22 protein-coding genes and 1 riboswitch are annotated in these 22593 nt (G+C 39.0%); of the genes, 2 read left to right on the top strand and 20 right to left on the bottom strand.

What is annotated here, in order from left to right:
• Positions 1-59 precede the first annotated feature (59 nt).
• The 17 genes from SB775_RS02715 to SB775_RS02635 form a co-directional block, all read right to left on the bottom strand.
• Positions 60-641, bottom strand: coding sequence for a lysophospholipid acyltransferase family protein (locus tag SB775_RS02715; protein WP_410860523.1), 582 nt, complete (start codon positions 639-641; stop codon positions 60-62).
• 2 nt (positions 642-643) lie between these two features.
• A complete protein-coding gene (cmk, locus tag SB775_RS02710; RefSeq protein ID WP_061463894.1) occupies positions 644-1318 on the bottom strand; it encodes a (d)CMP kinase in 675 nt (224 codons plus the stop codon).
• A 189-nt stretch (positions 1319-1507) separates the two neighbouring features.
• Positions 1508-1693, bottom strand: coding sequence for a YpfB family protein (locus tag SB775_RS02705; protein ID WP_061463895.1), 186 nt, complete (start codon positions 1691-1693; stop codon positions 1508-1510).
• A 502-nt stretch (positions 1694-2195) separates the two neighbouring features.
• Positions 2196-3551, bottom strand: a complete 1356-nt coding sequence (gene ypeB, locus SB775_RS02700) for a germination protein YpeB (RefSeq protein WP_410860440.1) — start codon at positions 3549-3551, stop codon at positions 2196-2198.
• A 14-nt stretch (positions 3552-3565) separates the two neighbouring features.
• Positions 3566-4414, bottom strand: coding sequence for a spore cortex-lytic enzyme (gene sleB, locus SB775_RS02695; RefSeq protein WP_061463897.1), 849 nt, complete (start codon positions 4412-4414; stop codon positions 3566-3568).
• Between the two features lie 125 nt (positions 4415-4539).
• A complete protein-coding gene (prsW, locus tag SB775_RS02690; RefSeq protein WP_061463898.1) occupies positions 4540-5226 on the bottom strand; it encodes a glutamic-type intramembrane protease PrsW in 687 nt (228 codons plus the stop codon).
• 89 nt (positions 5227-5315) lie between these two features.
• Entirely contained in the window at positions 5316-6278 is a 963-nt protein-coding gene (locus SB775_RS02685) for an asparaginase (protein ID WP_089364794.1), read from the bottom strand.
• A 28-nt stretch (positions 6279-6306) separates the two neighbouring features.
• A complete protein-coding gene (locus SB775_RS02680) occupies positions 6307-7275 on the bottom strand; it encodes a YpdA family putative bacillithiol disulfide reductase (RefSeq protein WP_089364795.1) in 969 nt (322 codons plus the stop codon).
• 150 nt (positions 7276-7425) lie between these two features.
• Positions 7426-8703 carry a Glu/Leu/Phe/Val family dehydrogenase gene (locus SB775_RS02675; RefSeq protein ID WP_089364796.1) on the bottom strand — a complete coding sequence of 426 codons (1278 nt, stop codon included), beginning with the start codon at positions 8701-8703 and terminating at the stop codon, positions 7426-7428.
• Between the two features lie 271 nt (positions 8704-8974).
• Positions 8975-9550, bottom strand: coding sequence for a genetic competence negative regulator (locus tag SB775_RS02670; RefSeq protein WP_089364797.1), 576 nt, complete (start codon positions 9548-9550; stop codon positions 8975-8977).
• Positions 9551-9638: 88 nt separating this feature from the next.
• Positions 9639-10532 carry a MerR family transcriptional regulator gene (locus SB775_RS02665; protein ID WP_410860438.1) on the bottom strand — a complete coding sequence of 298 codons (894 nt, stop codon included), beginning with the start codon at positions 10530-10532 and terminating at the stop codon, positions 9639-9641.
• 98 nt (positions 10533-10630) lie between these two features.
• The gene (locus tag SB775_RS02660; RefSeq protein WP_410860437.1) at positions 10631-11446 is read right to left on the bottom strand and encodes a metallophosphoesterase; all 816 of its coding nucleotides are present in this window, start codon (positions 11444-11446) and stop codon (positions 10631-10633) included.
• Between the two features lie 100 nt (positions 11447-11546).
• Positions 11547-12005, bottom strand: coding sequence for a YpbF family protein (locus SB775_RS02655; RefSeq protein WP_410860436.1), 459 nt, complete (start codon positions 12003-12005; stop codon positions 11547-11549).
• A gap of 140 nt (positions 12006-12145) precedes the next feature.
• Positions 12146-12943, bottom strand: coding sequence for a LysM peptidoglycan-binding domain-containing protein (locus SB775_RS02650; RefSeq protein ID WP_410860435.1), 798 nt, complete (start codon positions 12941-12943; stop codon positions 12146-12148).
• Positions 12921-13547, bottom strand: a complete 627-nt coding sequence (locus SB775_RS02645) for a CPBP family intramembrane glutamic endopeptidase (protein WP_089364800.1) — start codon at positions 13545-13547, stop codon at positions 12921-12923. Before SB775_RS02645 ends, SB775_RS02650 begins: the two co-directional genes overlap by 23 nt.
• A complete protein-coding gene (locus tag SB775_RS02640; protein ID WP_410860434.1) occupies positions 13537-15048 on the bottom strand; it encodes a RecQ family ATP-dependent DNA helicase in 1512 nt (503 codons plus the stop codon). Before SB775_RS02640 ends, SB775_RS02645 begins: the two co-directional genes overlap by 11 nt.
• Positions 15048-16112 carry a YpbB family protein gene (locus SB775_RS02635; RefSeq protein WP_410860433.1) on the bottom strand — a complete coding sequence of 355 codons (1065 nt, stop codon included), beginning with the start codon at positions 16110-16112 and terminating at the stop codon, positions 15048-15050. The genes SB775_RS02640 and SB775_RS02635 overlap by 1 nt, the downstream gene beginning before the upstream one ends.
• A 290-nt stretch (positions 16113-16402) precedes the next feature.
• Here SB775_RS02635 and SB775_RS02630 point away from each other — a divergent pair, with 290 nt between their 5' ends.
• Positions 16403-16651, top strand: a complete 249-nt coding sequence (locus SB775_RS02630; RefSeq protein ID WP_034308087.1) for a ferredoxin — start codon at positions 16403-16405, stop codon at positions 16649-16651.
• Positions 16652-16791: 140 nt separating this feature from the next.
• Here the strand turns inward: SB775_RS02630 and SB775_RS02625 are convergent, their stop codons facing one another.
• Positions 16792-17373 (bottom strand): ECF transporter S component, encoded by a 582-nt coding sequence (locus SB775_RS02625; RefSeq protein WP_061463910.1) that lies wholly within the window; start codon positions 17371-17373, stop codon positions 16792-16794.
• Between the two features lie 166 nt (positions 17374-17539).
• Positions 17540-17676: riboswitch (FMN riboswitch) on the bottom strand.
• A gap of 1379 nt (positions 17677-19055) precedes the next feature.
• On the opposite strand from SB775_RS02625, the gene serA reads away from it, so the two are divergent.
• Complete coding sequence (gene serA / locus SB775_RS02620; protein WP_410860432.1) at positions 19056-20630, top strand: phosphoglycerate dehydrogenase; 1575 nt, start codon at positions 19056-19058, stop codon at positions 20628-20630.
• Positions 20631-20745: 115 nt separating this feature from the next.
• On the opposite strand, the gene SB775_RS02615 is transcribed toward serA, so the two are convergent.
• Positions 20746-21963, bottom strand: a complete 1218-nt coding sequence (locus SB775_RS02615; protein WP_410860431.1) for a hypothetical protein — start codon at positions 21961-21963, stop codon at positions 20746-20748.
• Positions 21929-22492, bottom strand: coding sequence for an RNA polymerase sigma factor SigX (sigX, locus tag SB775_RS02610; RefSeq protein WP_061466134.1), 564 nt, complete (start codon positions 22490-22492; stop codon positions 21929-21931). Before sigX ends, SB775_RS02615 begins: the two co-directional genes overlap by 35 nt.
• Positions 22493-22593 lie beyond the last annotated feature (101 nt).

Here is a 22593-nt window from a genome sequence, read left to right as displayed (position 1 = left end):
GAACAATACCCTTATTTTATAAATTCTAACAAAATCAGAAAATTGTCAAGTATCAAGAACTATTTATGCTCGGAAATCAATTTTCCAATTTGTTCCATGATGATTTTAGTAGCTTCATCAGCTGATATTTTCCGTTCCCGATATTCGGTAAAATTTATAGGAGGTCCGTAAACCACCTTCAAAGGACGCAAAAGTTTATATGGGCCGATAATCGCACATGGTATGATCACGGCATCAGATCGCAGTGCGAAAAATCCGGCGCCAGCCAAACCTTCTCCCAATTCACCTGTCTTACTCCTGGTTCCCTCGGGAAACAGCCCAATAGCCTTGCCCTCTTTCAATAGCTTTAAACCTTTTCTAAGGGATTCCCGATCGCTATTGCCCCGCTTCACGGGAAATGCATTTACTCTGGGTAATATATCCTTTAAAATAGGTGCTTGAAACAACTCTTCTTTCGCCATGAAATGGATGTCCCTTGGAGATGTCATGCCAACTACAGGCGGATCAAAATTATCAATGTGATTGGCACAAATCAATACTCCGCCCTCTTTAGGGATATGTTCCTTTCCAAGCGTCTTAACCCTATACGCTGGCATTAAAACGCCTTTTACGACGTTTTTGCCAAATGTGTAAAAATCCAATTTCATCTTTTCCTCTCTTCTATTAAAGACATGATACTTTCTGCCACTTCTTGAATCGATAATGAAGTCGTATCAATTTCGATGGCATCCACTGCCTTTTTCAGGGGCGATACCTCGCGTTCCGAGTCCAGCTTGTCCCTTGTTGCAATTTCTTCCCTTAACTTTTCGATATCGGATGGGAAACCTTTCAATATATTTTCCTGATGTCTCCGCTGTGCCCTTTCATCTACAGAGGCGACTAGAAATACTTTTACTTCGGCGTTGGGAAGAACGTGCGTTCCGATATCCCTACCATCCATGACAACTCCGCCATTTTCACCAAAGATTTGCTGCCTGCAAACCATTTCTTCCCGGATGCTCCGGTGCTTTGCCACCTCCGAAACAGAACCAGTCACTTCATTGTTTCTGATTTGGGCTGTCACGTCCACATTATCCACGAACACCAACTGCCCATTTTCACTTGGTCTTAATTCGATATCTGTATTGATGAGAACTTCGGATAGTGCTTGTTCATCATTCAGTCGAATCTGTTGGTTAATGGCCTTATAAGTAAGGGCCCTGTACATTGCACCTGTATCCACATATATGTAATTGAACTTTTCTGCAACAATTTTAGCAACCGTGCTTTTTCCAGCAGCAGCTGGTCCATCGATTGCAACTGATAATTTTTTTTCCATAAATCCTCCCAAGAATCCTACAATCATGCTGATTATTTAGTACCCTTATATTTTATCACATCTAGCGGGAAAATCATTAATAAAAGGGAAGTGTACGTTCAAAATCACCTAGTTCATCTCTCGATCATACATCCATCAATCATTTCCCTTTATCGAAAATCTTCATACAAAAAAAGCGGATCACCGCTTTTACTTTGAGGTCCCATTGAATGTTTCAATGATTTTCGTATAATTATTGCTAGTGACACCTTCATACCTCGAAAGCTTGGTCAAATCAAAGATTTGATCCTCCCTGCTCAAAAGGAACTGGAAAAAAAATAAGCAGGCCAATTGGATGATTATCACTTTAATTAATAGTCTTTCAAATGTTTTCATAAGCCGCACCTTCCATACTGTTTATATTAGCAGTATGGATGGAATAGCTGTTTTTCATTCAATCATGTCAAACTTACAAGCCTTTTTTCTTTAAATCGACCTGCTTTTCAAAAATGAATCTCATTAGTGTCTGTACTTCATTTTTAGTCAATCCAAGAAATTGACGTACAGTAGCTTATCTCCATGCTCTTTCTCCGTTACACTAAACGTAAATAATGGATCTCCCCGATTTTAGTGTAAGCGCCATCCACAGGTATCATTGCGAAACCGATTGTATATGAGCCCCTTTTTAAAGCCTTTAGAAGCTCTGCTACTGATATCCACCATTGCGAAAGGGAGTACACCCGGAATGTTCTGGATATATGCCGTATCAAGGGTTACAACCATTCGCACGTATTTGAACATATCAGGAAACAACATAACATTACCAATGAATTTTCCCATATAAAAAAGGGAAAGTGACTTGGCACATTTCCCTAAATGCATGAAACATCCTGACAGTTTAAATTAAATTCTCGTATACGGGTTCGGAGTTCTTTAATTTTTCCACCTTTTCTTCTTGACCAGTATCTGCATTAATGAAAATACGGTAGGTATCCTCTTTAATCGTGCCGAGAAATTCATAACAAAGTACTTCTTCACCAATATCATTGATGATTAACGCCTTTCCTTCTTCCATTACTTTCACATTCAAGTTGATTTTGTCCTTAGCTTCTTTCTCGGATATTTTCGGATTTCCTATTTCCCTGGTTTTATGTGATTTTAAATACTCGTCAGCTGAAAATCCTATAACGGATCCGTCATCCAATGCGATTTTGACCTTGACTGAATCAGGATAAATCTTGACTCCATTTTCAGATGATACGAAATTAAGTAAAGCGATATTATCGTACTGAGCACTTTCAAATAATTCAAGTGAACTGAAATCATGTTCCTTTAAAAAATCTATGGCTTTTGTATTGGCTTGATTCAAATCAAGATTTGTTTTGTTCACGTCCCTATTATTGATATACCAAATAGGGTAACCGCCTTTTTTTGTTAAATCCATATTTAATTCGGTACCGGAGTCCTTATCGAGGATGCTCACACTATAAAATCCATAATCGGAACCTTTGCCGTTTTCTTCAACATTCACCTTCAAATTTTTGCTTTTTGAATGAGCATAGCTTTTTGCTGTCGCAATCGCTTCTTGTTTTGTAATGGTTGCACCTTGCAAATTTTTGAAGTTTTCATCCCTCTGTGGTGCAGTAGTAAACGTCGGATTCATCTCATTTGTTTCCCCATATCCAGAAACTTTTTTCTCTACAGTTTTTAATCCGTCTATGATCGTGTTATCTGAATTTTCTTTTCCAGATGCAAGAGCCATTTCGACATCCATCCATCTTAAATTGTTTTTAAGGACTAGATACTGGACTTTTCTTAACTCGTCCTGGATGTCCCCTGCCTGCGTGTACAAGGATTGCAAAGTCGAATATTCCTGATCATTCAATGGTTCTTTTTCAAGGTCACGTACAGCTGTTTTATAACTGAAGTCCGCAATTTTTGATAAAAATTCTTCTGTCTTATTAAAAGGAAGCAAGGTCAATGGCAATTGCCCTACATCACTTTGGGCTTCGGAAGTGATACGCCAAACATCTGTTAAAGCTGGACTTAATGAATATCTTGAATTCATCGCCAAAGTACCGCCGACCTTATCGTGCAATAAATCTACTTGGTAGCTTAAATCATGAAAGGCTCGCTGATACGTATTTTCCGCGTTAATTAATATAGCATTTTTTTCCTTATGTTCTTGATAGCCCCAGAATGCAGTTCCTGCAACAACTACAACAAGCAGGGCAATCACTATATTCCTGATCATTTTCCTTCACCTCTTTACTTACAAAAGATATGTTTTCCGATTCTTTTAATTTGTTGTCTTGACCAGATCCATTTACTTGTTGCCGTATCGGGATTAAAGTAATATTCTGCATTACTGCTTGGATCCCAACCATTGATGGCATCCACCACGGCTTCTTTTGCCCTTTCGTTTGGAGTCAGCCAAATCTGACCATCCGCAACAGCTGTAAAGGCCCCAGGTTCAAAAATTACTCCTGAAATCGTATTCGGGAAAGCTGCACTTTCCACCCTATTCAGTATTACTGCTGCAACAGCAACCTGACCTGTATATGGCTCCCCTCGTGCCTCTCCATAAACGGCATTGGCCATCAGCTGTATATCGTTTTGAGAATATCCTCCCGGAAGATTGGCTGATGTCGCCGTTTTGGAAGGGGCATTTCCGGAAGCATTGCCTCCACCTGACTTGGATCCATTTGCATTTCTTTTCACTTTCACCTGTTTTTCAATGGGGACCCCCCCATAATAGGTGAACTCGTTCCCTTTATTGATCTGTTCGTGAACAAATTTTTTATTGAAGTTAGAGGCATTGGTCAACTTCTGTTTTGTTGTAGTTCCTGCTAAACCATCGATAGGAAGCCCGAAATCTTGTTGAAAGTTTCGAAGTGCCCAATAAGTTCCCCACCCATAGGCTCCATCAATCTTTCCATTATAGTAACCGATGTTTTGTAATCGTGCCTGCATTTCAATTACATCATCACCAACCGCACCTTTTTGAATGACTTGGCTCGAAAAGGCATTTGTTCTTGTTTCCGGGTAAATTCCGAAACAAATAGTTATACACGAAAACAGCAATAGCCATTTCCATTTTGACGAAATTCCTTTCATCAAAAACACTCCTCTTTTTCTTGAATTAATGTAATACTATTTTCTTCTTAACTGGCTTTTTTATTCCATACCATAAAAAAACGGAGCGGGCAAAATATGCCAGCACTCCGTTTTGGAAGTATTTATCATTTGCTAATAAAATGTTTTTGAGAAAGTTTTTCTGCGTGAAAGTCAGACAACAAACGTGCTTTTTTTACTTTTTTCATACCTAACCACCATAGGCAAATCATAAATGGCATAATGAAGTATACCCAAAATTTTTGGGAAACTAAAATATAGTCATAAACCCCATGTAAAGCGATTGGGATGACCAATGCCAATAATAAATAGAACCTATTATTCGAAGCTGAAAATTTCGCCTTGCCCAAATAATACCCCATGAGCACACCGAACAAAGCATGACTGGATACAGGGAGAACCGCCCTGAGAAAAGCATGTTCCACCCCGTTGGCCAGCAGGTATAAAATATTCTCCATCGTAGCGAATCCAAGGGAGACTGCAGCGCCGTACACGATCCCATCATATGGCTCATCGAATGCTACGTGCTGATAAATAACATAAATGAGAATGAACCACTTGAAGAATTCCTCAAGCAGTGCAGCCCATAAAAATGCATTAGCTAAGTCGGTATTCAAGATATGTTCCGTTTCGAGCACATACTGTATGAACATTATCGGCAAAACCAGAAAGACACCGAATAAAAATGTTTTGACCACAACCGATATAGGCTCGGTTTCATATTGATCTTTCAAATAGAAATAGCTAAGTAGCGCCAACCCTGGCGCAATAGCCGCTGACAACATGACCAGCATTAGCTGACCCTCTTTTCCTCTTCTTTTCCTTAATCGTACCACGGAATGAAGAAAAACTGAATCCAAGAATCAAGTCTTCCAGCATTTATTTACTTAAAGAAAGTTTCATCTACAGAGTTTTCGCTTGCCAGCACGACAGCTAACTTAATTCTAGCCTTTTTGCTGTCATAATCAGCACCTAATATCACACCGCGCTGTTTTAAATCAAATGCGCTGCCTACATAATCATATGCCGGGTAAACTTTACCTTCTTCGGCACTTGTTGTCATGACGACCGTAATGCCATTATCGATTACATTTTGTATGGAAGTTACCATTTCAGGGGTGCCTTGTCCCCTTCCTACACCCTCGAGCACGATGCCTTTTGCACCATTTGCAACCGCTGCCTCAATAAAGATGCCATCAGCACCTGTGTGGCACTTGATGATATCCACTCTGGGAATGCAATTCTGAATCTCGTAATACTCCCTATGTAAGGGTTTTTGATAAATGCTTACGACATCATTATCAATAATCCCCAAATATCCATATCCAAAGGATTCGAATCCCTGCAAATTGGAAGCATGGACTTTTTTAACATACTTTGCTGAATAGATCCGCTCATTAAAAACGACAACTACGCCAACATCCCTAAGCAAATCACTCGCAGCGCATAATATTGAATTCCTTAGATTGGAATATACATCGGTTCCCACGTCATGGGGAGACCGCTGGGAGCCGGTTAATACAATTGGACGTTGATCTTTATTCGTGACATCAAGGAAGTAAGCCGTTTCCTCTAGTGTATCCGTACCGTGGGTCACAACGATTCCCGTAACTTCCGGATCTTCCAATTCCTTATGAATGGCTAATTTAAGCTGTTGCATTTTCTCAAAGGACATGGACATGCTTGAAATCTGGAAAACATCCACCACTTTAACCTCGATATCGTTGGGTAGTTCGCAAAGTGATGCCAACTCCTGGCCAGTCAATGCACCTGAGGCCAACATACCATTAATTGTTTCTTTACTGGCAATAGTCCCGCCTGTCGTTATCAATGTTATTTTATCCATATTTCCACATCCTCCTTTTTCATTCCATTCACTTTTCTTTAACAGCCAAATGATAGGCAATCAAACCACCATGGAACCTGCCATTTTCAATGAAGATTTCGTTCGCATTATTTCCAGCTGCCAGAACTCCTGCAATATAAAGGCCTTTAACGTTCGTTTCCATCGTTTCCTCGTTATATTCGGGCCTTCCAGTCTCCTTATCAATATTTATGCCCATTGAAGCTAAAAAGGTATGATCAGGATGGTAGCCAGTCATGGCAAACACAAAATCATTTTTAACAACTTTTTCCTCTTCACCTACATGATATATGACGCTATCTTCAGTTATCTTATCAACATTCGCATTAAACTCCATCTTGATCGTGCCATTGCGGACTAATGATTCAAATTCCGGGAGAATCCATGGTTTGACTTTTGAAGAGTAATCCGATCCTCTATAAAGGACTGTAACTCTTGCGCCTGATTTGACCAATTCCAGTGCCGCATCCACACTTGAGTTTTTACCACCGATGACTGCAACATCACAATTAAAGTAGGGGTGGCCCTCCTTGAAGTAATGAAACACTTTAGGAAGCTGTTCGCCTGGAATGCACATATAGTTAGGATGATCATAATATCCGGTCGATACGATCACATGTAGAGCAGTATAGTCACCTTTTGATGTCTTGACCAAAAATTTTCCATCTTTACGTTTTTCCACTTTTTCTACTTTTTCAAATTTATTGATCCGCAATTCTTTCCTTCTGACCACTTCCCTATAATAGGCTAGAGCCTGATTACGGACCGGTTTACGATTTTCGATAATAAAAGCGGTATCACCAATCTCCAGTTTTTCACTTGAACTGAAAAATGTTTGGTGAGTTGGATACCGATAAATGGAATCCACCACATTACCTTTTTCAATGATCAGGGACTGTATTCCCACTTCTTTAAGAGCGATAGCAGCAGCCAATCCACAAGGCCCCCCGCCTATGATAATGACTTCTTCAACATTCATCTATACTCCACTGCCTTTCCATTCACTATATAATTCGTTCGTCTAAAAATAAAAACTCCTATCAATACATGATAGGAGTTTTTACAAATCATTTCAATGATAAAGCAATGAACATGATTTTAATTATAATCAATACATGATCTGAATCTTTTAGATCCAACCACGGAAGCGTGAAGCTTCAGCCATTTTTCTTACACCGATCATATAAGCCGCAAGACGCATATCAACACGTCTGGATTGTGCAAGTTCATATATATTATTAAAAGATTTGACAAGGATTTTTTCCAGCTTTTCGTCCACTTCTTCTTCAGACCAGTAATATCCTTGATTATTTTGTACCCATTCGAAGTAGGAAACCGTTACTCCACCAGCAGAAGCAAGAACATCAGGAACAAGAAGGATTCCACGATCCGTTAGGATTTGTGTCGCTTCAATTGTTGTAGGTCCGTTTGCTGCCTCGACAACGATCGATGCTTTGATATCAGCAGCATTTTCTTCAGTGATTTGGTTTTCAATTGCAGCCGGAACTAAAATATCACAATCTAATTCAAGCAGTTCCTTATTTGAAATTGTGCTTTTAAACAATTTCGTAACGGTTCCGAAACTATCTCTCCGATCGAGAAGATAATCGATATCCAAGCCTTCAGGATCATGAAGAGCACCATATGCATCTGAAATCCCAATAACTTTAGCACCTGCATCATGCATGAATTTAGCTAAGAAACTACCTGCGTTACCAAAACCTTGAATGACGACACGTGCACCTTTAATATCAATGCCGCGTTTCTTGGCAGCTTCATTGATACAAATCGTTACACCCTTGGCAGTGGCTGATTCACGGCCATGAGAACCGCCAAGTACAAGCGGTTTACCCGTAATGAATCCTGGTGAGTTGAATTCATCCATACGGCTGTATTCATCCATCATCCAAGCCATGATCTGAGAATTTGTAAATACATCAGGTGCCGGGATATCTTTAGTCGGCCCAACGATTTGGCTAATTGCGCGAACATAGCCACGGCTTAGCCTTTCCAGTTCACGGAAGGACATATTACGAGGATCACAAACGATACCGCCTTTACCCCCGCCATATGGTAAATCAACGATTCCGCATTTCAAACTCATCCAAATGGATAATGCTTTCACTTCACGTTCCGTTACATTTGGGTGAAAACGGATACCACCTTTTGTAGGCCCAACAGCATCGTTATGCTGTGCACGGTAACCAGTGAAAATTTTAACTGACCCATCATCCATGCGGATTGGCATCTTCACCGTTAATAAACGCAATGGTTCCTTCAAAAGCTCATAAACTTCTTCCGGGTAACCCAGCTTATCTAAAGCTTTATGTATTACTGTTTGGGTAGACCTCAGTACGTCGTGTTTTTCCTCTTCATTTACATGGCTATTGCCTTTTGCCGATTCCATTAAAAGTACCTCCTAGAAAATCTCATCCATATATCAAATTATAATCTTCAAATAGTCCTCTTCATGTGCTAGTATACACCTTCGTTATATTTATGCAAGAGTTAAAATGGGAATTTAAAAGTTGGAAATATTCTAAAAATGAAAACGTTATCATATCAACTGTTTTCTTACCCTTCTACCATATATTTTCTTCGGCAGGAAAGGTGAGACAAGTAAGGCAACCCGCATTGATTTTCCATTATGTGGCTGCCTTGTCTCTTTCGGTTTACATCTAACTAAAGTGTGAGATCAAAACATGTATCGCTTCATTTTCGATTATACATGTTCCATATTCATTGATGCGGTATAGTGTAAGTGTTGATGCATGGCCATACTCAGCCGCTAAAGAGATGATCGTATCATATGTCGCGTCTATAATATTTTCGATAAGTAAATAGTATCTTCCCTCATAATGATAAAGATTACTCTTTATCAAACCTTGAAAAGACAATCTTTGAGATAATTGGACGATATCTTCAAAATCATCGAAAACATATAGAATATGGGGATGGTCATCAATTTTCACCTGTAAATCCAAAAATTCCTCTTCGTCTGTCAATAACTCCTCTTCTTCCTTCGTTACAATGATTATTAACCCTTGAGCAGGCAGGGAAAAAATTTCGATTGCAATGGAACCACTCATTTTAAAGCTGAGTTCTTCGCACGCTTCTTCGACCATATCCTGAAATAACTTGTGGACCTTTAAGGAATTCCCTAAAATATCTTCTTTTGTTATACCTCTATCAATCAAATCATCAAGGGTCAAAAAAATCTTGATTTTATTATTAGTTAATCGCTCCAGCTTCATAAAAAAATGCCCCCTGGTTACCATCTTCATACATCATATGAAGCCTTGGTCTTAGAGTGCATATCCATTATTTCTCCAAAGCCTGCCGCTAACCCTTCAGCCATTCCTCCCATTCCGATTGTGAATCACCCATTAAAACTCCGCTGAAGGAAGTACGGATTTCTTCGGATACAAGGCTCAGCGCCGCACCCCCAAGACCCACCTTCAAATCCGGAAAATCCTTTATTAAGGCTTCAACCAGCCTGAATGTTCCATCGAGATTCTCTTTCAGTGAACATGACATGAATAAGTATGAGGGCCTTATGATGTTTAAAACAGTAAAAAGATCCTTATCGACGATGGATTCTCCCAAATAAATGGTTTCATATCCTTTCCGTTTCAAAAAAACGGTAAAGACCAACAGTCCGAATTCATGTTTTTCACCAGGGGCACAAACGGTAAGGGCTTTCGGAAGAAAACCGTTAGTCGGAATCGTATGCATGACTGAACTGATCCTGGATTTTAGGATGTTCGAAGCAAAGTGTTCATGGGCGGAAGTAATTTCTCCCCTTTCCCACTTATCCCCTACCTGAACCAATATGGAACCGAGTATATCAACTATGGTATGTTCGAGTGTATACATACTGAATGCTTGGCTTATCAGCATGTGTGCTTTATTTTCATTGAAATTCAATAGGGCCTCGATTAATTGATCCGATAACTTAATCGTTTGTTCGTCCTTACGGGTCATTTCAGGAACTTCAGTCGCTGGAGTGCCAGTACTTTCAAGAAGTGAAACGGCCTGGCTGATTGTGAAACCTTGCTCTGTTTTATTGATGAGCCATTTTAGGATTTGCAAATGTTTTTCTGTATACAGCCGGTGCCCTGATTCATTCCTGACAGGTTCGATAAATTTATAGCGCCTTTCCCATGCCCTCAAGGTTCCCGGCTGAATGTCTAGCAGTTTTGAAACTGCCTTTATATTATATTTACCTTCTTGCATGGTTTTACAAGGCCTCCAATAACTGTACGTTCATTTGTTGAAATTATAGTTGATTATTTTAAGTCTGTAAAACCCAGATATGCTAGATTAAAAGCAGCTTAATAGGTCTTCACCACCGGAACGCCCACCTCCGTGCTCGTCCCCCTTTTCAGGTTGAATAGATGCGTTTCCGGCTTAGCCTCAAGCCTTAAAGGGACTGTGCTTGTCCCATAACCATTACTCGTCATAAACAAACACTCCCCCTCCTTTTTAATGCTGCCTATCTTATAGGGCCCTAATCCGAATAGGCGGATCTGTCCGCCATGGGTGTGACCGGACAGGACGAGACCTATCTGGTGTTCCGGAATCAATTGTTTCATTATCAAAGGGTTATGACTCACCAAAATCCGAAAAGTCTCATTCCCGCAATCCGACAGAGCAAGGTCAAGCCTATCTCGTTCCTCCGTTATATCATCAATGCCCAGAAGAGCGATTTTCCTGCCATTTTGAGACTCAAAAGAAACAGCTGTATTATCAAGCATTTTTACTCCATGCTTCAGAAGAGTTGCATCAAGCTCATGGAAATCCCCTTCATAATCATTATTTCCCCAAACAAAATAAAGGGGACCAAGTTCTTTTAATTTTAATATATTTTTTTCCACACGTTCTATGGGGACCCCTCTTTCCCTTATGTCCCCGCCTATGATTACCAAATCTGCCTTGTCACGGGCACCCTCAATTAATTTATCCGATATGATCCGTCGATGAAGATCGGATATGAAGAAAATCCGCATATCGCCAAACCCTTCAGGAAAGTCTTTGAAATATAAATCTTGAAAAATCAGCCTATCTTGCTTAGCCGTACGCCACATATAAATGATCGTGGCAACTATCAGTAAAATGATGACTAATAGTAATCCAGATACCAATAACATCCTTCGTTAAACCTTCTTTCCATCCTAATCCCAAGAGTTACCTTCATATAACCATAAAACAAAATTACTCGCAATCAAATATGATTTTTAACGTGATCATTCATTTATTTTCATGATATAAGTTAATATCATAATTTTTTTTCATCATTTCAAATACTTTATGTCGATTTTTCCATTCTTCCTCTTTTTCCCATAATTGCTTGCTTTTATTAATAATTTCGCAGCGAAGAAGCTGAAACTCCTTTTCTGCTTTATCAAGCTTTTTTTTAATTAATACCATATATCCATATAGGCCAATGGTGGCCGCCAAAAAAAGGAAATGGCTAAAATGGTCGACGAAAACACTAAACATACTAAAAAAGGAATAGGAATAAGGTACAACGATATAAAAATAAAGATACACCAAAAAAAGGGCAGCAACAATCATGGTTGCCCACAAGCTTTGAAGATGCTTCTTTTTAAGAGCCTCGAACTTTTTTTTTCGACCCACAACATTCTGAAGCATTTGTTTTGTTGCTTGATCGGTTTTTTCATCCAATAAAATGATTGTCGATTCCATCGCATTTCCTCCTCTACTCTTACAAATCATGATATGAAGCTGTCCAGGAAAAAATGATAAAGTACCTGTCAAGTTTACATCCTAAAAACAAGCCAAACATTTAACAAAAACACCCTGCCTCTAAAGACAGGGTGCCATCATTATTTCTTGATCGGTATTTTTAACACCTGACCCTTGGAGATTTCATTGCCATTCAGCCCATTCCACTCCCTGATAAGGGCAATGCCTTCCTGTGATTTGTAGTAGTTCATGGAGATGCGGAATAATGTTTCCTCACCTTGTACAGTATGTAAGAGAACCTTGTAATCATCTTTATTCGGTTTCGCGTCTTGAACGCGTTCGGCTGTCACTTTCTTTTCGGCTGCTTCCCTCTTTGCTTTTTCATCAGCTATTTGCTGTGCTTTTGCTTTTTCGTCAGCTATTTGCTGTGCTTTTGCCTTTTCTTCTGCTACTTGCTGTGCTTTTGCCTTTTCTTCTGCCTTTTTCTTTGCTTGCTCCTCTTTTGCGGCTTTCCGCTTCTCTTCTTCCTCTGCTTTAGCTTTAGCTTCAGCTTCTTCTTTTTCTTTCTCCGCTTCAGCCTTTGCCGACGCTTTCTCTTTCTTTTCCTTTAAATCAGCTGCAGTTGCTGTAGTTGGAATCGTTTCTTTATCCTCGTCTCCCTTATTTTCATCAATGACGACTTGGTCACTTTTTGTATCATGTACAGGTCTATGCTGAAGATATGTATAAAGGCTGTAAAACCCAATTGGAAGCAAAATAAAAAATAACGCTAATAATTGTATCATTGGAAACTTAATCTTCACTTTACTTTTTTTCTTTTTATTTTGGTGGACTTTACTGCGCTTGGGCAATGATGACTTAGCCTTCTGACGTTCAATTCGCGAACGAAGTTCACCAGCCTGGTCGTTTTCTTTTTCATTCTTTTGGACTCGGCTCATTCAAGTCACCCCCTTTCTTGCTCAACCCTCTTTGCTTTTTGCTCCTGATTAGAACACCAAGGATAAAGTCAATCAAAAAGTGGGCCGTAATCGTCACGATGATATTATTAGTCATTTCAAATAGAAAACCGATAAAGAAGCTCAAAACCAAAACATTTAAAAATAAAAACCAATTAAAAAGGTAACGATAATGAACGGCTGCAAAAATCAGGCTCGTCCATAGCAATCCCAAATGTGTTTGCAACACTCCACGAAATAATAATTCTTCGCTTATCGCTACCACTAAAGCAACGACAAAAATCATCTGGTATGACAAGTTACTGAAAATGCGTTCGTTAATACCACCATCATCCTGATAGGAAGATGGTGTCACTCTCATCAATAAAATGTCAAATAACAAGACAATGACTCCAGCGGGAATTCCAATCAGCAAAATATTCAGGTCATCAAAGATAAATAAGTCGAAAAAAGCAGAACGGTCCTCAAATAAAATAATACCTAAAAAAGCGGCTAACGTTAAGAGAATAATTTGTGTAAGAAACAAATTATATAGCAACTGCTTGTCTGTTAGTTGTTTAATTAATTCAGCTTGCTTATTTTTCATTCCCATTTTCCTTCTTTAATAAGATTAAAGCCAATTCATTTTTCCACGTGGAAAAGGGATTAACTGGATCAACCTTAACTTCCGGCCATACATCAGCCATTTTTTCGGCATCCATTCCACAGATATCACAGCAAATGGGGTTCACTACTCGCTGCTTTTCTTCAAAGTAGTGCAGTATCCCTATACGGCGACATTCACGTGCATATAACCAATGAAGGAATTTATGCAGCTTTTCTTGATTACCGGATTTCCTCTTTTGGCAATACTCTTTCATTTCTGACATTTGGTCTAAAGGATTTTTAGTTCCATTAATGAGCTGGGTAAAAAAACGAAGATGGATATCGTTCAAAGAAAAAGATTGAGACAGCTGTTCTTTTTCTGATAGGGTGAAATTCGCCAAACCCTTTTGTGAAGCATTAAGGAAAGAACAAACACCCTCGATTTGCATATCCGTAGGTAACTGTTGTTCCATCAAACGCAAGGGAAGCCCTTCATCCCCTTCGCCATATAATAAGACAGCGACACTTTGTTTCCGATCTCGTCCCGCCCTGCCTATCTCCTGAAGATATGCTTCCATCGTGGATGGCATATGAAAATGGATAACGTATCTGACATCCGATTTATTTACACCCATGCCAAAAGCACTTGTTGCACATATAATTTTCAACTGACCAGAAATGAATTGCTGCTGAATGAGCATCCTTTGTTCCTGTTCCATGCCACCGTGATAATAATTGACACTGTCAATCCCGTTTTCCTGTAAAAACCCAGCGACCGATTCCGCAACCTTTTTAGATGAAAAATAAATAATACCGCTCCCTGTCAATTTCCTGACAAGCTCCAGTACACGGGATAGCTTTTCATCGTAACTGATCAGGCGCTCGACAATTATTGCAATATTTTCCCGATCAACAGATGAGACGATTTCTTCGGCTTGACCAATTTCGAGTTTACTTACGATGTCCCTTCGGACTTCAGTGGTTGCAGTTGCTGTCAGGGCAAGCGTCAACGGATTGTTCAACTCACGCCTCACTTCTCCTAAATTCAAATAATCCGGACGGAAATCGTAACCCCATTGTGAGATGCAGTGTGCTTCATCTATGACGAACAAACCGATTTCTATCGATTTCAAGGATTTTAGCACACTCTCAAGACTTAGCATTTCAGGAGATAAAAAGATAAAACGATAACTATGTAATCGATCGAGAGCTTTCCTTTTTTGATTTAGCGTCAAAAAAGAATTGAGGGTCAATACGCTTTTTTCGCCACTCATCTTCAGCTGATCTGCCTGATCCTGCATTAATGATAATAATGGGGAGACAATTAGGACAGTCTTATTTAAAAGGTAAGCCGGCAGCTGATAACACAATGATTTACCGGATCCGGTGGGTAGCATCGCTAATGTATGACGTCCGGACATCAATGATTCGATCACTTCTTTTTGTCCAGGACGAAATTCATCAAATCCAAATTTTTCTTTTAGGACACGTTCTATATTCATCATCCATCACCTATTTTCGCAAGTACAAGCCTGATTTGGAAAAAGCTTATCTGTTTATTATCGACCATCTGCTTGATAGCCTTAAGCTTTTTCGTACCAAGTTCATTAATAGCGGCTGCAATTTCCCTCTCATCGTCGAGAGACACATAATCGGCAATCGGAAAACTTTTATCCGATAGGACAATTTCGACTAGGTGATCCTCAATGGTGTTGACTTTCAATCGGCGGACCTCAGCTATTTCCCCAAGGTTTTTCCCTTCTTGGATGTATCGTAAAGTAGTTTGTGTAGATTGTGTCAAATGAGGATTTTCACCCCTTTGCCAATCATAGATCAACGTTGACAAAAGGGGGTAACCCGTTCCCGTTTCCATTTCAGAAAGCATTTGATGCAACGAGTCAAGGAAAGTAAAGCGGATAAACTCTTCTTCTAGATCTTTCCTTTTTGCAATCTGTTCAAACGTAAGCCCAATCCTGTTTGTCCCAGTTAATTTCATAATGAAAACATCTCGTTTCAAATCACTTTGACTTTCTAAAAGGGATATCAGTTCTTCATATAGATGTTGCGCAATCAACTCTCGGTCCTGACGATTGGCATGTAAAAATTCCTTTACGAAAAATTGGATTTTGGGATTTCTTTGTATCGGATAAAAACGTCTTTCATTGTGGACAATATGGGATATGGTTTGAATGAGTAAGTTTAACCTTCCCCAGAAAATCGGGGTGATATTGTGATACTTCCAACCATTTATAAAATTCGGAAAAGGATTATCATTGAAGTAATCGATTAACATCTCCTCACCTTGCATACTAATTTCAAATGCATCTGATTTATCCGTTGTATTTATGTATTCATGGTCAAGGAACTGTTCAATGTTTTGATTTAACTGCTGACGGGTAAATCGTGGTATTGTCCCAAATATATTCGTCAGCCCGAATAAATGGGCATCCTGGATTGTTTGTGACGACTTCTTCCCCTGAAGCATATGGTATATAGCATAAATGGAACGTTCACCTTGAAATTTTTTTATCGCATATAGAATGATTGCCTGTAGATAATTTTTCATGGGACTCACATCCTTGTTTCATTTATCCAATAAACCTATTGTAACAAAAAACTGCAAAAATCGCCGTTATTATTGATGAAAACAAGGGAAATTATGTGACTAAATGACGCATCATGGAAAGGGCCATGTTAATTATTTCGATGATTTTCGTTGACATCCTGCTACATGATAGTTATTATCAATACAATTTCTATTGAAAAGTTTGGCATTCGGTCTTACAATAAGAAAGAGATAATAATCTGAAATAAAAAGATTATCAGTTGTCTATCAACTTAGGAGGGGTTATATTCATGGCTAAATTTACTATTGTGGATAAAGAAACATGCATCGCTTGTGGCGCTTGCGGAGCAGCAGCACCAGATATATATGATTATGATGACGAAGGGATTGCATTTGTTACCCTTGACGATAACGAGGGAATCGTTGAAATTCCAGATGTACTTATAGATGACATGATGGATGCATTTGAAGGATGTCCAACGGATTCTATTAAAGTTGCTGATGAGGCATTTGACGGGGATGCACTAAAATTCGAATAAAGATACAAGCCATTTTCAATCGAGAATGGCTTTTTTTTTTGGTCAATTTCATTGCATCTTCCCCTGCCAAATTAAACGGACATAAAAAAACAACCGAATTGGATATCGGTTGTTTTTTTATGTTTCTATCGTAAATGCCATTAAGCATTTTTATATAATGTTTGCTTATTGATCCATGCCTGTAATTTAATGAACAACAACATGAATACAGATGTTATAAGCACGCCTTTAATTACATTGAAAGGCAAGATTGCCGTCGTGATTAGCTTTCTTGATTCGGGTGCCGACATTGCATCCCATCCCATAAAGAAGGTATAAGCCGGTAAAAAGACATAATAGTTTAAAACACTCATAAATACTGCCATGGAAACTGTTCCCGCAAGTAAAGCGAACGTCATCCCTTTTTTTGAATTGATTTTCTGAAATACATAATAAGTTGGCAAGACAAACAGTATTCCAGCTATAAAGTTTGCAATATGCCCCACAGGTACAGCTGTCAAGGTCCCTGTCATGACTAAATCCAATAGGTTTTTAAGGAATTCAACTAGAATTCCTGCCATAGGACCAAAAATCAATGCCGCCATCAATGCTGGTATGTCGCTAAAATCAACATTCAGAAAAGGTGGAAATCCTGGAAACGGAAAATTCAAAAGCATCAATAAATAAGAAATGCTTCCCATCATTGCCAGTGTGACCGTTTTTTTCACTTTATTCTTTTTCATAGTTCTCTCTCCTTCTTTTCCGATCTACCTGAAAAGAGGTTAGTGTTCCTTAATGATGTCGATGCTCAATAAAAAAACCTTTAATTCCAATAGAATTAAAGGGATAAATTAAAGGTTACATCAAACAAACGTATCAGCAAATGACTGTTGAAACGCACTCAGGAACCTCCATCTTCTCCCATCCAGACTATACTGTCGGCTTTGGAATCACACCAAATCCTGCCCCGTAAGGCTCGCGGGCTTAGAAGGAGAACTTCCTTCATCACCGCCGGTGGGGAATTGCACCCCGCCCCGAAGATAGACCTATAAAATTTTTAGTTTCCTTTCGTTTCCGAAAGGTGCGTTAAGTAGCTTTGTATCAGCAGTTTATTCGTATAGGCGATTTAATGTGTTTCCACTAATCCCCTTTGAAAACCCGCTTTTCCAACCAAGTTTCCTACCAAAAACCTACCGTCTCTCCACCACTTAATTTATTTGATTTTATCATGCACATTTAAAAAAGCAAGAAATAAATTTCCGTCTTTAACCTTTTTTCATTTGCTCCAAACCAATCCGCTAAGACTTACTTACTTTATCTTTGGTCCAGTAATCCACTTTGGGCTTACCAGTGGTTTTGAGCTTTTATCCAACAGGAAAAAAGGATTCTTTATAAGTAGTTCTTTTTAAATGAAGTTTGCACAAGGTTATATATTTTTTATTTTCCCATCAGCCAGGCCTTTATCTTGAAGTGTTTTTTATGGGACTCATCGAGATGGAAAAGATTTATTTTTTGAAGAGTTCAGGAATAAAGTGATTTTTAAGATGGCCTTCATACATGGCTAAGCAAATAAAAAACCATTTTTCCACCTATGTTAAAGCGCATCTAAACCTTGACACAAAAAAAAGTAACTATTTTCGGACAAAAATAGTTACTCATTAAATGGGATCCATAAAAAGCAAAGAGTTCTTCTCCATTTAATTTATGCAAATGCTGCAAAATGAAGTTCCAAAACTTTTTAACCAATTAAAATCCCTGGGCAGATTGCCCCTTTAGCTTATATTCTTTTTGAAGAAAATTGAGCGTGCGGAAGATAGCTTATTTAAAGGAACAATTTTTGCAAAATACTTTAATCTCGATTTTCTTATTGGTATTCTTATGCCCTCTTTGGAAAATGTGAGAATACAATGAGCTTTGAATTACCGGAATTAGACAGGAGAGAAACATAGAAGGCGGTGGGAGAAATATAGATTATATAAATACTTATTATATGAAGAAAGAGAAACTTCAGTAACAGCAAGCTCAGACTTCTGGGTAACCTGGCCAGTATTCAGCTGAATCGTCAGAAGAGCAGGGGTAATGGTACTTGTCTACTCGAGAAGATAAGGAAGGACCGAAAAGTATTTTTTCTGTTACATACAGTTAGGATGAATATCTATCGTCATGGTGAATGTCCATTTATAGATTAAAAGGTTTAAAACAATAATTGGATACAAAATGATGATTCGGAATAATGTAAATAATTTTTCTTTTTTAGCAATCGATGAGGAAGTCAATATTATGGCGGCCTTCCACACACGATCAGGATGATAATTATTGTTTTAAGCGCTTACATCCATTTAAGTCAAATTGACATAATTACCATTTCAATTGTAAAATTAACTGAAATTTAAGATAATTATTCTCCCCTAGGAAGGTGTTTAGCATGTATCGGATTTTAGTGGCAGATGCCATCAAACCAGAAGGACTCGGACCGCTATCAGAGGCATCCCATATTCTTCTTATTCAGAAGACAGTAGAGGAAGCGGCAAATGAACTTGATCGGATTGATGCAATACTTGTAAGAAGTGCAACGAAGGTAACGGAAGATTTAATGAACCGTATGCCGCAGTTGAAAATCATAGCACGCGCTGGTGTCGGCGTCGATAACATAGACATCCCCGCAGCGACAAAACGCGGAATTGTCGTGGTTAATGCACCCGACGGAAATACCATTTCAACAGCAGAACATACATTTGCGATGATGGCTTCCATGATGCGACATATTCCGCAAGCTTATGCTTCATTAAAGAATGGGGAGTGGAAACGTTCTTCATATACAGGAACGGAACTTCGCGGCAAAACATTGGGTATAGTCGGCTTTGGACGTATCGGAGGGGAAATTGCCAAACGTGCTAAAGTATTTGGTATGGATGTCATTGTCTACGATCCGTTCCTTACTGCCGATCGTGCAAAGAAAATGTCCGTTACATCCCTGCCCTTAGATGAATTGCTTCCTAAAGCAGACATCATTACTGTGCATACTCCCCTAACGAATGAAACTAGAGGATTGATCAATAAAGAAAAACTGCTTACCTGTAAAAAAGGCATATATGTACTGAACTGCGCCCGTGGCGGTATTCTGGATGAAGATGACTTATATGAAGCGATAGTTGAAGGACATGTTGCCGGAGCGGCACTGGACGTTTTCGTCGAAGAACCTCCACTTGGCCATAAACTGCTTGAACTGGATAGCGTCATAGCTACACCTCATCTAGGTGCATCTACGAAAGAGGCCCAATTAAATGTGGCCGTACAGGTTGCCCAAGAAGTATTGACCTATTTCGAAGGAAATCCAGTCTCAAGTTCCATCAACCTTCCAGCCATTTCTAAAGAAGTCTTTGAAAAGGTACAACCATTCTATCAACTTGTTCAGCAAATGGGATCCATTGCTTCCCAGTGCATGAAAGAAGGAATTCAGGAAATCTCCGTTACGTATGCTGGAGAATCATTGGACTTCGATACAGCGATTCTGACAAAAAGTCTGATCTCAGGTTTCTTCAAATCAAGAGTTGATGCAGCCGTCAATGAAGTGAATGCCCTGCTGATCGCAAAAGAGCGTGGCATCACAGTTGGTGAAAAAGTCTCTACGGATTCTTTAGGGTACTCTAACTTGATCAGCCTTAAAGTAAAAGGTGACAACCGTGAATTAACAATCAGTGGAACTTATATCGAAAATTACGGTTCTCGAATTGTTAGTTTGAATGATTTCAAAATCGACTTTCATCCGGAATCGAATTTACTTTATATCCAGCATACCGATAAACCTGGTGTTATTGGTAACGTAGGTAAGATCCTTGGTGACCACGGAGTGAATATCGCCACAATGCAGGTAGGTCGTAAAAAGGCTGGCGGGGAAGCCATCATGGTTCTGAGCTTTGATGAACCCTTAGAGGACAACATGAAACAATTTTTAATGGAAATAGATGATATTACGTTCATGGCCCGTATTTCATTATAAGAAGAAAAAAAGTGCCCGTCATGCGCGGGCACTTTTCTTTTAGGGTGTTTTAATATGTACGTTCTTCAGCACCATTACATGTACTTCTCCCCATCATTTAGCCTAACTCCCTGCATCAATTGACTTGGTTCGGTGCTTTGGGCACCACTATGGCTTCAGTTAAATTCAGCTTGCCTACCTCTTCAATAGGAGCATTTTCAAATTTCACTTTTTCAAAACCAAAATCCTTAGCAATGAAGAGAATGGCTTCTAAAGCTTGAAGGGATTCCTTGCTATTTTCAATAGCAGCTTGATCTGATAGATTAATGATCACAAGATCTCCTTTTGAACGTATACTTTCCCAATTCAGGTCATCCGGGATTGCAGGTGATATTCCCTCAATGTCCGGCTTCCCTTTTCCAGCTTGAAGCGCCTCTTCGAAGTCCTGATAATCCAGATTGCTTGGAACAAGAAACCTTGGAGAGGATTCATCTCTTTGGTAAAGAAGGTATGTGCGTTTTTTTTGATGAGGAATATCCGCCTCCTTTAAAAATCCTTCATGTGCAAACATTGCACCTTGCTTACCACCTGTAGAAAAAGTCATCTTCTCAATATTATTATAGGAAAGCGTTTCTTCCATCGAGTGGAGAAAAAGTGTATCATCATCCAATAGCCGGCTGTTTTTTCGAAAGTCAATATTAGCAGTGTTCATCTCTTTTCCTTGGCTAATCTTTATATCAAGCGGAAAATAGTCAAATAGCCCATATTGCTCTTCATCGATATTGGACATTTGGTTAACTAACCGATTCAGTGTATTCGATTCGTCATTATGTTTGAGTTTTATTGAGATGGGAACGATGAAATTCATTTGATCATCTGGTATGCCCATGGTAATGAACGAAGCATTTTTCAGGTCGTCTTGATAAATCGCATGTACAAAAGTTTTTTCCTTTTCACCTTTTAATGGTTCTATTTCTGAAACCTCGTCGTTAGATTCAATTTCCACTCGCTTACCCAAAAACTCTTGATTATCCTGTTTATCTTCTGATGTATCTTCTTTGATACCCTGCCGTTCATGTTCTGTCGTTTCCTTATTTTCAGAAATGGAAAATTTCCCATTACTGCCGGTCTCCTCTTGACTTGTAGTTCCTTTTTTCCCAATAATTAATGATGACGCAAAAGCAACCAATAAGAATAAGGAGGTAACACCCGCAATTAGAGGCATCCAGTGTTTCTTTCTCTTTTTATCATGTATTCCCGCAAACACCTCTGCCTTTGTTCGGTCATCTTTTAATTTTGGAAGTTCGCGCAGCATGTCTTCAATTTCGCTTTCTTTCCAACGGGATTTTCTCAATGCGGTGGCCCTCCTTCCCTGATGAATCTTCCATCAATTTTTTGATTGCCTTTAAAGCACGGTGCTGGGTCGTTTTTACCTTACTTTCACTCCAATTTAATACTTCAGCAGTTTCCGTAATGGACATGCTCTGAATATATCGTAAAATGATGACGGATCTTTGATTCGTGGTACACCGGTTTAAGCATTGATAAATATCTTGGATATCATCGTTCATGATAGCCACTTCTTCCGGAATGGGCTGTGTATCTTTAATCAATTGCCTATCCCAATCAAAGTTAGGGAAGATTTTGTCTTTCCACCCTTTTTGTTTCCGAAAAAAATCAATTGTCACATTTCTTGCAATCGAATAAATCCACGTTTTTTCACTGCTTTTTCCTTCGAAGCGTTCATAGGCCTTCAATACCCGGATATAGACCTCCTGAACAAGGTCCTCAGCCGTTTCACGATTTTTAGTCATATAATAAATGAATTGATAAATTTCCTGATGATATTTTTCATAAAGATCGTGGAAAACGGAATCCTTCATTTCCCCACATCCGTTCATAAATATAGTCGTCATTCCTAAATAAAAGTTACATACCTCGGCTTTAATCTTATTATAAAATTCCGTAAATTACCACATATCCG

It is taken from the genome of Peribacillus sp. SIMBA_075, from assembly GCF_046534585.1.
This window is presented reverse-complemented; position numbering and strand designations above follow the sequence as displayed.